We start from the raw sequence: 14,648 nt of genomic DNA, 5'->3' as shown, positions 1-14,648 counted from the left end.
TCTCTCTCTCTCTCTAATAAAATAGAGATAACTGCAAACATTTTAACGTTTGCAAAAGTATTTTTTTGAGGTGGTATTTGCTGAGAAAAAGTCATATTGTATTAAAAAAGATAAAGGACAAGACTTATAGCTTGTAGCTGATAACTTGTAGCTAACTAAATCATTCCTCATTTTTGCCCGAAGAATGTGAGAACAAAAGTAAGGGCTTTGTTTTTTAAGCACAAATATTTAACAATGAAGCAAATAGCTATTACATATCACATCCAATAAGAAATTATGTATTTAATTATCTGTATTTTGCTACTATATAAGAAACAAGAAGCTGTCTCCCAAAGCATTGAGACAGCCTCTCTTTGTATGAACGCATAATATATTAGCTTTTTGTCATGTACTGAGCTAAAAATATTTGTAAAAATCAAAATAGTTTCTTACTTCTTATCCTTTTCACGTATTTCTGTACGGCGGATTTTTCCGCTGATTGTTTTCGGGAGTTCATCTACAAACTCCACAATACGCGGATATTTATAAGGCGCGGTTACGTTCTTCACATGGTTTTGTATCTCTTTCACCAATTCGTCGCCTGCCTTGTCTTTATAGTCTTTTGCAAGGATAATAGTAGCTTTCACCACTTGTCCGCGAATGTCGTCGGGCACTCCGGTTATGGCACATTCCACTACTGCCGGATGCGTCATAAGCGCACTCTCCACCTCAAAAGGCCCGATACGGTAACCCGAACTTTTTATCACATCATCGGCACGCCCTACAAACCAGAAGTAACCATCCTCGTCGCGCCATGCCACATCGCCCGTATAGTATATATTGTCGTGCCACGCCTCGTAAGTAAGCTCCGAATTGCGGTAATATCCTTTGAACAGTCCCGGAGGATAATTCTTGTCGGTACGGATAATGATTTGACCCTGCTCCCCTACTTCGGCCGAACGACCATCGTTCGTCAACAGGTCGATATCGTAATGCGGACTTGGCAACCCCATTGAGCCGGGCTTAGGCTCTACCCAAGGTGAAGTAAAGATACTCACGGTAGTCTCACTCTGGCCGTAACCCTCGCGCAGTTTGATACCTGTAAGCTTGTAAAATTGCTCGTAAACAGCCGGATTCAACGCTTCGCCCGCAATAGTACAATATTCGAGCGACGAAAGGTCGTATTTGGTAACATCCTCCCGTATGAGGAAACGGAAGATGGTGGGGGGTGCGCAAAGCGATGTAATGCGGTACTTCTGAATCATTGCCAGCATATCGGCAGGAGCAAATTTCTCATGGTCGTACACAAACACGCATGCTCCTACTATCCATTGCCCGTATAGTTTTCCCCACACAGCCTTGAGCCAGCCGGTATCGGCTATAGTCAGGTGAAGGCTATCTTCGTGCAGATTGTGCCAGTATTTGGCTGTGATGATATGCCCAAGCGGATACAGACAGTCCAGCAATACCATCTTCGGGTTTCCGGTAGTGCCCGATGTGAAGCTGATGATAAGCGGGTCGTCGTTTCGGTTCACACCCAGCATAGAGGTGAAAGGAGCAGCGTTCTCAATGCCCTCGTGGAAATCGTGCCAGCCTTCGGGCACTATCTCGCCCACCGATATAAGCATCTCTACGCTTGGCGATTCGGGCATGGCATCGTTAATATGCGAAATAATCGGTTCTTCGCCTACGGCTATAATGGCCTTTATATCGGCCGCATTGTTACGGTAAACAAGGTCTTTCTTGGTAAGCAAGTGGGTGGCAGGGATAATAACCGCACCAATCTTGTGCAGGGCAATGATAGTAAACCAAAACTCATAACGGCGTTTGAGTATCGCCATCACGATGTCGCCTTTTTTTATACCGAGGCTTTGGAAATAAGAAGCCGTCTGGTCGGTATGGTGCTTCATTTCGGCAAAGGTAAACTCACGGCACTCGCCTTGGTCGTTAGTCCAGAGCAGAGCCTTTTTGTTGGGCTCTTTCTTTGCCCACTCATCCACAATATCGTACCCGAAATTAAAGTTCTCAGGTATGATTAATTTATAATTTTCCTTGAAGTCTTCCCAACCGGTAAACTCCGTTTGTTTTAAATACTTTTCGAGCATAATTTTAAAAATGAATAAAAGGAATGTAAACGGATAAAAAGAAATAAGAGAATAATAGCCTGAATCTCAATTTACATATTTTCCTGTATTGTTTTAGAATAGGCATTCAACATATAACTTGTTGAACCTAATAAATTTTTAAGCATTTCATATTCCTGTAATGTAATATATTCAATATCCCTTGCAAGAATTAAATAGTATCTGCATTCTTCAAGTGAACCCTGAGATATATTAAAAAAACGGACTTTATCTTTAGTACCATGTTTTTTGTATCCTTCGGCAATGTTTGCCGAAATAGAAATAGCGGCTCTTTTTAATTGGGAAGTTAAAACAAAGTTTTCCTCTTTTGGAAAATTCTTTGTTATCTTATAAATGCTCAAAACAAACTCATGTGATTTTTGCCAAACAACTAATTCTTCAAATGACTTAGTTTTGCCTTTATTCTCCATAAATTCTTTTATTTCATTTACTTCATTTATTTCTTCCCATTCTTTTCTTACTCTTACATTATCACCGCCAGAAATCGTACCTTTTTTCCATTCAGCGCTTTCATTCCGTGTGGTTTGGTCGAGTCGAAATAAATGCTGTCGCCTTCGTTCAGCACTACTTCGTTGCCCGCAACATTCAGCAACATAGTTCCTTCCAGTATCAGGTTAAACTCCTGTCCCGGATGAGTATTCAGATAAACAGGGTTATCATTAGGCTCTACGGTAACTTCAAAAGGCTCTGCCTTGGCATTGCGAAAACCATGTGCCAACGCCTGGTATTTATACGCTTTAGTCCTTTCCACCTTTACGCCCGTACCTTTGCGTGTTACGAAATAGGCGTTGGCATGGGCTTCGTCGCCCGAAATAAGTGCCGATATTTCCACACCAAACGTTTGCGCTACCTGAAAAAGGAAGTTCATCGGTATATCGGAATTTCCCGATTCATATTTCTCGTATTCCGCTTTATCAATGCCTATTTTGGCAGCGGCATCTTCAACATTTAAGTCGAGCGCGTCGCGCAATCCGCGCAAGCGTTCTGCTATTTGCTTAATCTGGTCGTTCATATATTATTTTGATTTTTTATCTTTATTTTCAAGTTGCTTTGCATTCAAGTTTGATATAATCGGCTTTCCTGTTTTCTCCTCTATTTCTTTTCTCGTATTTCCGGCAATAGTGCCTCCTTGCTTTGCGATAGCCTTATTTTCATCAAATGTTTGAGGATTTTTTTCTTTCGATATTTCTGTAGTAGTTGCTTCTGCCAACATATTAAGCACCAACTCCAAATTGGTCATGTGATCCCGAAGATTTTCTTTCTTAAGGTCCTTCAACCATTTGTATTGTTTTGTAGTAAGACTACTCCAAGCTTTTGTAATTTCATCCGTTAATATTGCATATTCCTGACCTTTCTTCACGCCTCTTCGTTCCCATTCGTCTGTCAGTTCCTTTCTTATTTCAATACTTTTCAGACGTTGGTTTACCCATTCCTTAGAATATCCTTTCCGCAAATAAATTTCCATCAGGCGGTCGATACCAATTTCAGGGTCTTCTATTTCCTCTATCCTTTCATTACCGACACGCGCAAGCCAAAGTTTAAATGGCTCGGCTTTAGGAGATGGTATTGATTGAATAAGACGCAAAACTTGTTCTGTATCAGCAACATCTGTTTTGTAATACTTTCCATCACGCGATTGCATTTTCAGTTGGTTACAATTTGTAACCAACTGGCTCCCTTCTTTCAAAAGCCTATTTTTAAGTACTTTCCAATAATTATTCGGATTTGCACTTTCAGTTAATACTCCAACTATGTCTACAATCGAAAAATACCATTCTTCGGACTCATCATCCCAATGAACCCGTATTTTTTTATCATCAAAAAGTTTTATAGTTGATTCTTGTGTCACTTACAAAAAATTAAAAAATCATATTCTTTTTTTCAAAAAACTATATTATCTATTTATTCAAGCCGGAAGCCTTCAGTCCTTTTATCACGGCATTGGTAAATCCGTTTGCCTCCATTTCGTTTAGCCCTTTTATAGTGATTCCACCGGGGGTAGTCACTTTGTCTATTTCCACTTCGGGATGTGACCCGGGAGCCTCGAGCAGCCCGATAGTACCCCGCAAAGTCTGTATCACCGCCTCTTTTGCCACATCAGGGTAAATACCCATCTCCACTGCGCCTTCCATAGCGGCACGGATGTAACGGCACGCAAAAGCTATTCCGCACGAGGTAAGCGACATAAAAGCATTCATCTGCGACTCAGGCACTACGAATGTTTTCCCCAATTCGCTGAAAATATCAACCACCAGTTTTTGCTGTTCGGGGCTTGCATTTAGCGACGAGATTGTTGAAACGCTTTGACCTATCTCAATGGCTATATTGGGTATTACACGAAAAATAATGGTATTGGAAACATCAAACCATTTCGACAAATCGGTTAGCGAAACACCGGCAGCAATGGAAATGAAAATCTCATTCCCCGCATTTACCAGATGCCTTATTTCGCTTATTACCGACTCTACATACCACGGCTTCACTGCAAAAATAATAATATCGGCACCCCGTGCGGTTTCCACATTCGAGGTAGAGACGTTTATTTCGGGGAAATCATCCTTCAATCTGTCGAGCTTTTCTTGCGAGGGATTGCTTACGTAGATGTTTTTAGTTGGGATAAGTTTACCTGCAGCCATCCCACGGGCAATGGCTCCACCCATATTTCCCGCACCGATAATAGCCACTTTAAGTTCTGTTGTTTGCATAATGTTCCGTTTTTCATTATCCGGTCAACAAAGATAATAAAAAGTTGGAAGTAAGTAACGGGTAGCGAATAGCGATAAGGTTACCGCATCAAAATTATATTTTAAACACCAAGTTCATCAGATATTGCTCTTTCGTTCTACAGTCTTCAAGTCCCTCTCTTTGAGAGAGGGATTTAGGGAGAGTTCTTAGTTTTCTTCGTCCTCCAGCCGGACAGGCTATTAGCTATGGCTACGAAAGGGGATTAAATAATAAATCAAGGAAAATTTGATGTAATTGCCTGTTTTATATATCACAAGGAAAATTTGCGTGGTAGCAAAAGAATAAATAACCAAACAACGATAAACTCCATGAAACGAAGAATCAAGACAGGAAAGCTCCGGCAATAGTCAAATCGAAAGCAGTGGTTATTTTGATGTTCTCGCGGTTGCCTTGCACCAAGTGTATTTTTGCTCCTGCCGACTCTACAACCGAAGCATCATCGGTAAACGAATCGGAAAACTCCTGTTCGTAAGCATTTTTAAGCAATTTGCCATCGAAAACCTGCGGTGTCTGCACCAACTTGAATTGCGAACGGTCGCACGCAAAGTTACTTTCCCCCTCCACACGGCGTATGCTATCTACCATATCCACTACGGGAATAACAGCACCGCACCTTTCGGCTTCCGTAAAACAGCGCGAGATAGTTTCGTGACTTACCAAAGGGCGTACACCATCGTGCACGGCAACGAGCGAAGAAGCGTCTGCCATACTCAACCCATTTTTTACCGAATGAAAACGGGTCGCCCCCCCTTTGGCTACAAGATGCTTGATTCCGAACGAGTGTTTTTTGCATAAGTCCTCCCAATACTCAATTTGCAAAAGAGGCAATACTACAATAATAGAGATAGCATTATCGTAGCTGTAAAATGCCTCGATAGTATGCATCAATACGGGTTTTCCCTTCAGCTCGATAAATTGTTTGGGAATACTGGCGTTCATCCGTTCCCCCTTGCCGCCCGCTACTATGATTACTGTCTTTTTCATAAATATAGTATCGAAAAAAGTATGATTATAGAGACAAATGTAAGGTTATTCTGACTTTAACACAAGGGCTTGCAATAACAAATATAAAATACAAAAAATCATAATCTTTCTATGGTATTCAAAATCAAATATTAATCATTCATTTTAAATCTCGTATCTTTGTTGCGCTTTCAAAAAAACATAGTTTACAAATATTTCTGACAGTAAAGACAAGTAAGAATTAATGACGTATGTTATTTTTAATCTTCAGATAATAAAACACTTGTAACTTATTTCTTGTAACTATTTATATGCTCTCTATTCAAAACGAATATCATCTATACCTGAAGTTTGAGAAATCGCTCTCGGAAAACACCATTCTGGCTTACGAGCGCGATTTATCAAAATTGCTGGAGTACTTGGACGAGGCCCATATTAAGCCGGAAGAGGCAAAACTGGAGCATCTGAGAGATTTCATTGTCGAAATAAGCGATATAGGGATTCATCCACGCTCGCAGGCACGCATATTGTCGAGTATAAAGTCGTTCTATCATTTCCTTATCTACCGCAACGTGATAGAAGAAGACCCAACCCAACTTCTGGAAAGCCCCAAAATAGGACTACACCTACCCGAAGTGCTGTCTATCAACGAGATAGACCGAATTGTGGCAGCTATAGACCTGTCGAAACCCGAAGGGCAACGAAACAAAGCCATCGTCGAAGTACTGTACGGCTCAGGGCTGCGGGTATCGGAACTGGTAAACCTGCGCATCTCCAACCTTTACATCGACGAGGGATATATGCTGGTAGAGGGCAAAGGAAGCAAACAACGCCTTGTGCCCCTGTCGCCACAAGCTATACAGCAATTAGAACTTTGGAAGTACGACCGCAATATGCTGGGCATTCAGAAAGGGCACGAAGACACGCTTTTCCTCAACCGCAGGGGCAAGGGGCTTACGCGTGCCATGATTTTCACCATTGTAAAAGACTTGGCCGAAAAAGCCGGAATACAAAAAAACGTGAGCCCGCACACATTCCGCCACTCGTTTGCCACGCATCTGTTGGAAAACGGGGCAAACCTGCGTGCCATACAACAACTGTTGGGACACGAATCTATAACTACAACTGAACTTTATACGCACATCGATGTTCAATATTTACGACAAACCATTTTGGAGTATCACCCAATGAATAAAAAATAAGTCCGTTTTTTTCGATGAAAAGAAGTAAGCAAACAAACCACCCTGCCATAAGAAAAATTTTACCCGAAAGTTTCGGGAGCCTTATTCTTTTGCTTTTACTTCTCGTACCATTTTTGTTATCGGCACAAACCGAAACTTTAGTAACCGGGCAGATAGTGGATAAATACGACAAAACACCTATCCCCTATGTAAATATCTACTTCAAAAACTCCAACAAAGGGGCAATCAGCAACGACGAGGGCTATTTCATAATCCGCTCGTGGCAACCCGAAAAGGTGGTAGTATTCTCATCTGTAGGATACAAAACAAAAGAAGTAAAAATAAAGCCCGGAGTACCCGTTTACCTCAATATCGAACTGACGGAAGAAAACACATGGATTTCCGACGTATTTGTTTATCCGGGCGTAAACCCCGCACTGGAATGGATGAAACGAATACGCCTGCAACGCAAAGCGAACGACATTACCAACCTGCCCGAATACAGCGCCGAAAGCACCGAACAGAGCTTGGTACTGATAAGCAAAATAGAAGAAAAATCGACCAACAAGCGGCTGTACGAGCAATTTAAAAAAGGGAACCTGAGCGGGAGCGACTCATCGCTCACCGTGCCGTTGTATATGGCCGAGAGCAAATACCAGATTACGCCCAAAGGCAAAAAACAGCTCTCGAAAAATAAATTCTCCTCGCCCCAAGTTACCGAAAACCTTATAGCACAAATAACAGGGGGAATAGAATCGGAAATGAATTTTTACAACAATTCCGTATCCATGTTCGGCAAAAGCATTATAAGCCCCCTCTCAAACATAGGCAACTCTTACTACAATTTTTATCTGGCCGACAGCACCAACACCGCTACGGGCAAAGAGTACGAAATACATTTCAGAACAAAAAACCCTAAAAACCTTGCACTGAACGGAAAATTCCGTTTCGACTCCACATCGCTTGCCCTTACCTATTTCGAGGGCGAACTGCCACGGCGGGCAAACATAAACTTCGTACACGGCTTGTCGGTAAAGCAGGAGTTTGAACCGCTGCCAAACCAATATTGGGTGCAGAGCTTAAACGACCTTACCATGAGCATGAATTATGAGTTCATCTCAGACACACTCCGTACCAAGCCGGAGCTTTTCATTAAGCAAAGCACACAAACAGTACTTTCTGACTCCGTGAAACTGCAAGCCGACAATTTTGCACAAAGCCAACACAGCACCGAAACGCTGGACGAAAGATTGCAACAAATGGACAACACGCCGCTCATGCGTACAGCCAAATGGATAGCCGATGCTGCCATTACGAGCTATGTACGCGTAGGAGTTATCGACGTAGGACGCTTGCAACAGGTCATTAGGCTTACCGACATCGAAGGAGTACGGCTGAACGTCCCTGTGCGAACAAACGAACACTTGTGGAAAAACATTTCGATAGGAGGATACGCAGGCTACGGATTTCGCAACAAAGAAATAAAATACTCCGCCTTTGCCCACTTCCGCCTGCCCACCGAAAAACGGCGTGTTATCGGCATATCATACACCGATGACTACCGGCGTATTGACTATAATTACAACGATTTCATAGGCAGAGAAGACCCTTGGAATCAGGGCGACCAAGATGCCATAAATACGATATTCTCTTTCAGGTCGGGGCGAAAAATGAACCCGCGCAAAGAGTGGTCGCTATTCATCACAAACGACTGGAACAAGAATATCGAATCATCCCTTTACCTGCGGCACCATAAGTTGCTCGCAAACAGTTGTCTCCCAATAACGGTTGACGGCAACGAAATGCCCTATATCAACCAGCAATCGGTAACATTAGCAACCCGTTTTTCGTCCAGAGAGAAGAGCTACGAAGACCACTTGCAACGGCTGTACATAGGCAACAGGCGACCCGTAGTGTACGCCATACTCGAAGCCGGACAATACCAGATAAACGGCACAAACCATTATTACGGCAAGGCTATCGGCACGATAAAACAGAAAGTAAAGCTCAACATAGGCCAGTGGGACTATATGGCAAAAGCCGGATGGGTATTTGGCAAAGTACCCTATCCGCTGCTGGAAATACCGGCAGGAAGCACACCGGGCGGAATCAGTTTCTATAACTTCAACCAGATGGAGTTTCTCGAATTTGCGTTCGATAAATACATATCGATAAACAACGAATTTATCTTCAACGGACTGCTTTTCAACAACATTCCACTTATAAAGCACCTGAACCTGCGCGAACTCATAGCCATAAAAGTGGCTGTAGGAGATTTATCCGACAGGCACAAGGATATTCTCGATTTTCCGCAAATACCGCATTACATGAAAAAAATGCAACATCCCTACGTAGAAGGGACAATAGGCATTACCAACCTGCTGCGTGTATTTACCATACAGCTCAACTGGCGTTTTACCAACCTGTACGAAGGCATACAGCCTTGGCGGGTAGGCGTAGGGCTGCGATTAGCTTTTTAAAAAAAGAGCTAAGGAATGAGGAGTGAGAGGTAAGCACTTTATACTTTTACTCCATTTTTGTCTTTACCCCCCTACTCCTTAGCTCTTACTGTTCACTATTAACTTATAGCCCATAATTTGTAACTCGCAGCTATTTACTATCTTTGCCGCCGGTATCAAAAACATTAAACTAATTAAACAGAAAGAAATGACCGTTCTTTACGAAGACAACCATATTATAGCCGTAAACAAAAGCTCGTCGGAAATAGTGCAGGGCGACAAAACAGGCGACACCCCCCTTTCGGAAACCGTAAAAGCCTATATAAAAGAAAAGTACAATAAGCCGGGAGATGTCTTTCTGGGAGTTACCCACCGGCTCGACCGCCCTGTAAGCGGTGTAGTGCTGTTTGCACGTACCAGCAAAGCACTTACACGACTCAACGATATGTTTCGCAATCAGGAAGTAAAAAAAACCTATTGGGCTATAGTAAAAGAAGCTCCTAAAGAACCGGAAGCACGCATAACCCATTACCTCACCCGTAACGAAAAGCAGAACAAATCCACAGCCTACGACACCGAAAAGCCAAACAGTAAAAAAGCCATACTAAGCTACAAGCTCATAGCACGCTCGGACAATTACAATCTGCTGGAAGTTACGCTTGAGACAGGACGGCATCACCAGATACGCGTTCAACTGGCAAAAATAGGCTGCCCCATCAAGGGCGACCTGAAATACGGATTTCCACGCTCCAACCCCAACGGAGGCATTAACCTGCACGCACGGTCGGTAGAATTCACTCATCCCGTATCAAAACAGTTGATACAAATCACCGCCCCCGTACCCGAAGATGAGAAACTATGGAGTGTTTTCCCCATCGAAATGTAAAACCGGGGATTATCTGTCTGTATGCCCGTTTTGCAATCTGTCGTACAGAATTTTTTTGAACTCAACAAACATCGAAAAGTTAAACTTTGTCAAAATCATACAAAAACCCAAAAAACATGTTGCACAACATAAAAATATACCTTACATTTGCAATGTGTTTTTCATGGTATTAGATTTAAGGTTAACAAAGGTTGGGTTGTCGTGATGACAACCTTTCTTTTTTTATATACATACCTCATACATTCAGACACTACTTTACCTCCACACTTACCGAGAGCGTATTACCTTCATTATCCACCACTGTTATAGAACGATTTCCTTTTTGCGGGCTTACGGTGAGCTTATGAAAATCGGTGGTCGAAGCCACGTATTCATTGTCGATGTGCCAAAAAACAGTAGCATTGGGTTTGGAATGTGCCAGCTCAAAGGTAACTGCGCCGGCAGTGCCGTCCAACTGCTTTGTCAGATGAACCGTAGTATTCCCCGCCGGATATATAAACTGCATGGGGTTATATACATCGGCACCGCATCCGGCCTTGAAAGGCGGCAAAGCCTTATAGCCGGGGTTGTGCTGCTTATAGTACCACGCCCACGCAGGGGGCAGTACGAACCAACTTTTCGATACTACACTCTCCTCGCCCAAGCAATGTTCGTACACCCGAAAACGCTCATTATACGTCAGGTTTACACGCACATGATAAGGGCAAGCATCCGTACGCAAAGCAGCAGGAAGCAACAAAACAGTATCCACATCGTCGCAAAAACGCCCTTTAAGCTGCCCCGACCGACGGCAAACTTCCGCCTCGATAAACTTGCCCGAAGGAGACTGAAACCATGCCGACGACGGAAGAAAATCAAAAATATCGAACATCACAGGGCCCGCCGTACGCGCTCCCGTAAGGTTGGGCTTGCCCTCGCCCGAAGCATTGCCCACCCACACGCCCACCACATAGCGGGGAGTTACACCTACCGCCCACGCATCGCGAAAACCGTAGCTTGTGCCCGTTTTCCACGCAATGGTTTGCATGGTGGAGATGCTGCGCCAGTCTATTTCTTCGGGGCGGTTTACCTCCTTTATAGCATCGAAAACCTGCCACACTGCCCCCGCGTCGAAGGTAGTGCTTATTCTCCGTGCTTCTTCCTTTATAAGCAATTTATAATGCGAGCTTTCCAAACCCAGCAGCGTGCGCGCCATATTAGAGTATGCGTTGGCTATCTCAATCAGTTCAGCCTCAGCCCCTCCCAATATGAGCGACAGTCCGTAATGCGAAGCCGCACGAGGCAAATCGGCCACTTCATTCTGTTTCAGGTAATCGTAAAACTTAGGCACTCCAAACTGCCGCAGCATATACACCAGCGGGATATTCAGCGACCGTGCCACGGCATCGGCAGCAGGCACAGCACCCTCGTAACCAAGATTGAAATTCTGCGGGGAGAAACCATTAATGTTCACCGGCACATCGGGAATGAGGGTGCGCGGAAGAATCTCCCCTTCGTGCAGCATGGCTTCGTACAGAAAAGGTTTCAATATACTGCCTGTGCTCCTCTCAGCCTGCAGCACATCCACCTGATTACCCCATTTATCCTCGCCAAAATTCACATTTCCACAATAAGCAATCACTTCGTTGGTTCTCACATCCATCACTACCGCAGCCATATTATTTATACCGCTTCGCGAGAAATCGGCATTACGCCGTTCGAGCAATTCCTCGATATGCACCTGAATATTTTTATCAAGTGCCGAAACGCAATGCTCCCCCTTGCGTGAGGCATGAATACGGGCTACAAGGTGAGGAGCTACCTGCGGCAAAGGGTATGGCTCTTGCGGCAAACCCTCGCTCAGTGCCAGTTCGTAAGTCGTGCGGTCTATCACCCCTTTTTCAAAAAGCCGTGCGAGAAGCCTGTTCCTCTTATCAAGCAATGCCTCCCTGTTTTTAGACAAATGAACAATAGCCGGAGCATTAGGCAACACAGCCAGCGTAGCCGACTCGCCCCACGAGAGCCTGTCGGCCCGTCGGCCAAAATAACGCCACGATGCAGCATCCAGCCCCACCACATTACCCCCAAAAGGCGCATGGGCGGTATAAAGGGCAAGTATCTCGTCTTTCGTATACCGACACTCCAAGCGGGTGGCAAGTATAGCTTCAATCATCTTTTCCCAGAGCGTACGCGGTTTGTTGCGCGACAGGCGAATCACCTGCATAGTAATGGTACTACCTCCGCTTACCACCCGTCTCTCCTTTACGTTTTGCACCAGAGCACGCCCCACAGCCAAAGGATTAACCCCCCAATGACGGCGAAACCAGCGGTCTTCGAACTCCGTTAAGCACATTTCAAACTTCGCGGGTACAGTATCGCTCATCGGGAAACGCCATTGCTCATCATCGGCTATACGTGCTCCGAGCAACTCGCCGTTGCGGTCGGTCACAACAGTGGAATACGGCACATCAAACAGCACCCTCGGTAAACTGAAAATATACAGCACCAACAAAATAGCAACCACCCCCATGATTGCTATCCTGATTATTGATTGTTTTTTAATACGATGATGCTTCAAAATAAATTATTTTCTTTTTCGCTCGCGCAGGTGTTTACCTGTATGTTGCTCGTAAAAGCAAGTGATATTTAATACTACTGCCATCGCTACTTCGTCTCTTCGCTACCGCGCGAATCTTTCGCGTGACAAGGCGAGAAAAGAGGCTTTGAGATACCACACGATACAATCGTGCGGCAGCCGGANAATTTTGCTACTATCAAATTATTACCGCCCAAAATAAGGTAATAAGGTTATTATTATCAGACTGTATCAAAATTACTAAGGTTATTGTTTGAAAATAAGGTTTTTATTAAGCACCTTATTTTATTGACAAACCTTAGTAATCGCCCCTCGCTACCGCGCGAATCTTTCGCGTGGCAAGGCAAAAAAAGAGGCTTTGAAATACCACACGATATAATCGTGCGGCAGCCGGAAGTGAGACCTTAGCCGTTTATCAAAAAATCTAATGAATCCACTTTCAATCTATAAGATTCTATTAGTCGGCAGTCATCTTCTTTTAGTCCTTTTATATTTACTCCACAACCGTCGCCCAAACAAAACTTAAATTCAAGATTGTTTTTATGTCCATCCTGACATATATATCGTTCTTTTTCTTTTGATAACAACCCGTCTTTCGAAAATTCAATTTTTCCCGTATCCGGTAAAGAATCTATATGGTCAATTATCTTTTTCATTAAAAGCAAATCTTCTTTAGTATAAAACTCTTTTTTTATAGCTAAACATTTTATAGCTATTTTCAAATTATTTTCTTCTATAAGATTCAATATATTTTGAGGAGAAAATAGGTTAGTCCTATTCAACAAATTCCATATTTTTTTAAAATGAAGAGAAATATTCGAGTATAATGTATTAATAGCGATGTCCGGATTTGTTTGCTTAATGTATTCAGCAAAATTTTCTTGCAACAATTTCTTTCTTTCGTCCAAATACTCATGATTATCAGATAATTCTAAATAGTTTTTAAGTAAATCTTGAATTATCTCATCTATAGGGTTACTCATTAAATAAACCCATTGCTCTTTAGTTGGCAATTCTCCCTTCTCCAATTGTTTAACAATCAATCTTTTTGTAATTTCTTTTTCTAATTGATTAAAAGAAATTTGTGTAGAACCAAGTTCCAATTGAGATAAATCTGTTTTTGTGTATTTTACAGAAACAGCCATTCCTACAGCCGAAACCATGAACATTGATTTACCTTTTCCTGATATCTCATCAAAATCAACTTTCAAACTAACAATTGCATTTGCGCCCAAACGAAAAGCCTCTTCTTTCAAATTCGAAATAGCAATTTTATAAATCCGTTGTAATTTATTTTGATATGTATTGGAAAAACCTCCAAATATATCTGTGAATGATGCTCCAAAATCGGAAAAGAAATTAGTACCTACGACTACATTTGTCGATATTAGTTCTATATATTTTTGAATAGTCGAGTTTTCTATGGAATTTGTTGTCGTTATGGTTATTTTATTCATAATTAGCATCTTTTTGAAGTTATTTTTATTTATTATTTTTCTTTCCCCTCGCTACCGCACGAATCTTTCGCGTGGCAAGGCGAGAAAAAGGCTTTGAGATACCACACGATATAATCGTGCGGTAGCCGGAGCTGTTCCAAAAGCAAAATAAGCAAATTTGCTACTATCAAATTACCGCCCAAAATAAGGTAATAAGGTTATTATTGGCCGGCTATATCAGTTACTAAGGTTATTGTTTGAAAATAAGGTTTTTATTAAG

The 14,648-nt window shown here is 42.7% G+C and carries 11 protein-coding genes; 3 read left to right on the top strand and 8 right to left on the bottom strand.

Translation table 11 applies throughout. The features are described from left to right. Positions 1-428: 428 nt before the first annotated feature. From D0T49_RS10655 to D0T49_RS10630, 6 genes are all read right to left on the bottom strand, one after another. The gene (locus tag D0T49_RS10655) at positions 429-2,084 is read right to left on the bottom strand and encodes an AMP-binding protein (protein WP_163631210.1); all 1,656 of its coding nucleotides are present in this window, start codon (positions 2,082-2,084) and stop codon (positions 429-431) included. A gap of 71 nt (positions 2,085-2,155) precedes the next feature. Beyond that, complete coding sequence (locus tag D0T49_RS10650; RefSeq protein ID WP_163631208.1) at positions 2,156-2,533, bottom strand: four helix bundle protein; 378 nt, start codon at positions 2,531-2,533, stop codon at positions 2,156-2,158. Positions 2,534-2,586: 53 nt separating this feature from the next. Then, on the bottom strand, positions 2,587-3,135 hold the full coding sequence (locus D0T49_RS10645) for a helix-turn-helix domain-containing protein (RefSeq protein ID WP_163631206.1): 549 nt from the start codon (positions 3,133-3,135) through the stop codon (positions 2,587-2,589). A gap of 3 nt (positions 3,136-3,138) precedes the next feature. Further along, positions 3,139-3,972 (bottom strand): Bro-N domain-containing protein, encoded by an 834-nt coding sequence (locus D0T49_RS10640; RefSeq protein WP_163631204.1) that lies wholly within the window; start codon positions 3,970-3,972, stop codon positions 3,139-3,141. Positions 3,973-4,021: 49 nt separating this feature from the next. Further along, on the bottom strand, positions 4,022-4,828 hold the full coding sequence (gene proC / locus D0T49_RS10635; protein ID WP_163631202.1) for a pyrroline-5-carboxylate reductase: 807 nt from the start codon (positions 4,826-4,828) through the stop codon (positions 4,022-4,024). 361 nt (positions 4,829-5,189) lie between these two features. Beyond that, positions 5,190-5,852: a 2-C-methyl-D-erythritol 4-phosphate cytidylyltransferase gene (locus D0T49_RS10630; protein WP_163631200.1), complete on the bottom strand. Its 663-nt coding sequence runs from the start codon at positions 5,850-5,852 to the stop codon at positions 5,190-5,192. Positions 5,853-6,142: 290 nt separating this feature from the next. On the opposite strand from D0T49_RS10630, the gene xerD reads away from it, so the two are divergent. From xerD to D0T49_RS10615, 3 genes are all read left to right on the top strand, one after another. After that, the gene (gene xerD / locus D0T49_RS10625; protein WP_163631198.1) at positions 6,143-7,033 is read left to right on the top strand and encodes a site-specific tyrosine recombinase XerD; all 891 of its coding nucleotides are present in this window, start codon (positions 6,143-6,145) and stop codon (positions 7,031-7,033) included. A 14-nt stretch (positions 7,034-7,047) separates the two neighbouring features. Beyond that, positions 7,048-9,492, top strand: a complete 2,445-nt coding sequence (locus D0T49_RS10620; protein ID WP_163631196.1) for a DUF5686 and carboxypeptidase-like regulatory domain-containing protein — start codon at positions 7,048-7,050, stop codon at positions 9,490-9,492. Between the two features lie 187 nt (positions 9,493-9,679). Then, positions 9,680-10,357: an RluA family pseudouridine synthase gene (locus D0T49_RS10615; protein WP_163631194.1), complete on the top strand. Its 678-nt coding sequence runs from the start codon at positions 9,680-9,682 to the stop codon at positions 10,355-10,357. Positions 10,358-10,607: 250 nt separating this feature from the next. Here D0T49_RS10615 and pbpC read toward each other — a convergent pair whose 3' ends face one another. Together pbpC and D0T49_RS10605 are read right to left on the bottom strand one after the other, a co-directional pair. Continuing rightward, the gene (gene pbpC, locus D0T49_RS10610) at positions 10,608-12,866 is read right to left on the bottom strand and encodes a penicillin-binding protein 1C (RefSeq protein ID WP_163631220.1); all 2,259 of its coding nucleotides are present in this window, start codon (positions 12,864-12,866) and stop codon (positions 10,608-10,610) included. Between the two features lie 470 nt (positions 12,867-13,336). Continuing rightward, positions 13,337-14,389, bottom strand: coding sequence for a YbjQ family protein (locus tag D0T49_RS10605; RefSeq protein WP_163631193.1), 1,053 nt, complete (start codon positions 14,387-14,389; stop codon positions 13,337-13,339). Positions 14,390-14,648: the final 259 nt, after the last annotated feature.

Source organism: Paludibacter sp. 221 (genome assembly GCF_010501035.1).
Taxonomy (GTDB): domain Bacteria; phylum Bacteroidota; class Bacteroidia; order Bacteroidales; family Paludibacteraceae; genus QVMH01.
Note: the sequence above shows the minus strand (reverse complement) of the source record. Positions and strands in the feature narration are given on the sequence as shown.

Coding starts and splice junctions, on each gene's coding strand:
- xerD (WP_163631198.1), top strand. CDS start 6,143: ATGCTCTCTATTCAAAACGAATATCATCTATACCTGAAGTTTGAGAAA.
- D0T49_RS10605 (WP_163631193.1), bottom strand. CDS start 14,389: ATGAATAAAATAACCATAACGACAACAAATTCCATAGAAAACTCGACT.
- proC (WP_163631202.1), bottom strand. CDS start 4,828: ATGCAAACAACAGAACTTAAAGTGGCTATTATCGGTGCGGGAAATATG.
- pbpC (WP_163631220.1), bottom strand. CDS start 12,866: ATGGGGGTGGTTGCTATTTTGTTGGTGCTGTATATTTTCAGTTTACCG.
- D0T49_RS10615 (WP_163631194.1), top strand. CDS start 9,680: ATGACCGTTCTTTACGAAGACAACCATATTATAGCCGTAAACAAAAGC.
- D0T49_RS10630 (WP_163631200.1), bottom strand. CDS start 5,852: ATGAAAAAGACAGTAATCATAGTAGCGGGCGGCAAGGGGGAACGGATG.
- D0T49_RS10620 (WP_163631196.1), top strand. CDS start 7,048: ATGAAAAGAAGTAAGCAAACAAACCACCCTGCCATAAGAAAAATTTTA.
- D0T49_RS10655 (WP_163631210.1), bottom strand. CDS start 2,084: ATGCTCGAAAAGTATTTAAAACAAACGGAGTTTACCGGTTGGGAAGAC.
- D0T49_RS10650 (WP_163631208.1), bottom strand. CDS start 2,533: ATGGAGAATAAAGGCAAAACTAAGTCATTTGAAGAATTAGTTGTTTGG.
- D0T49_RS10645 (WP_163631206.1), bottom strand. CDS start 3,135: ATGAACGACCAGATTAAGCAAATAGCAGAACGCTTGCGCGGATTGCGC.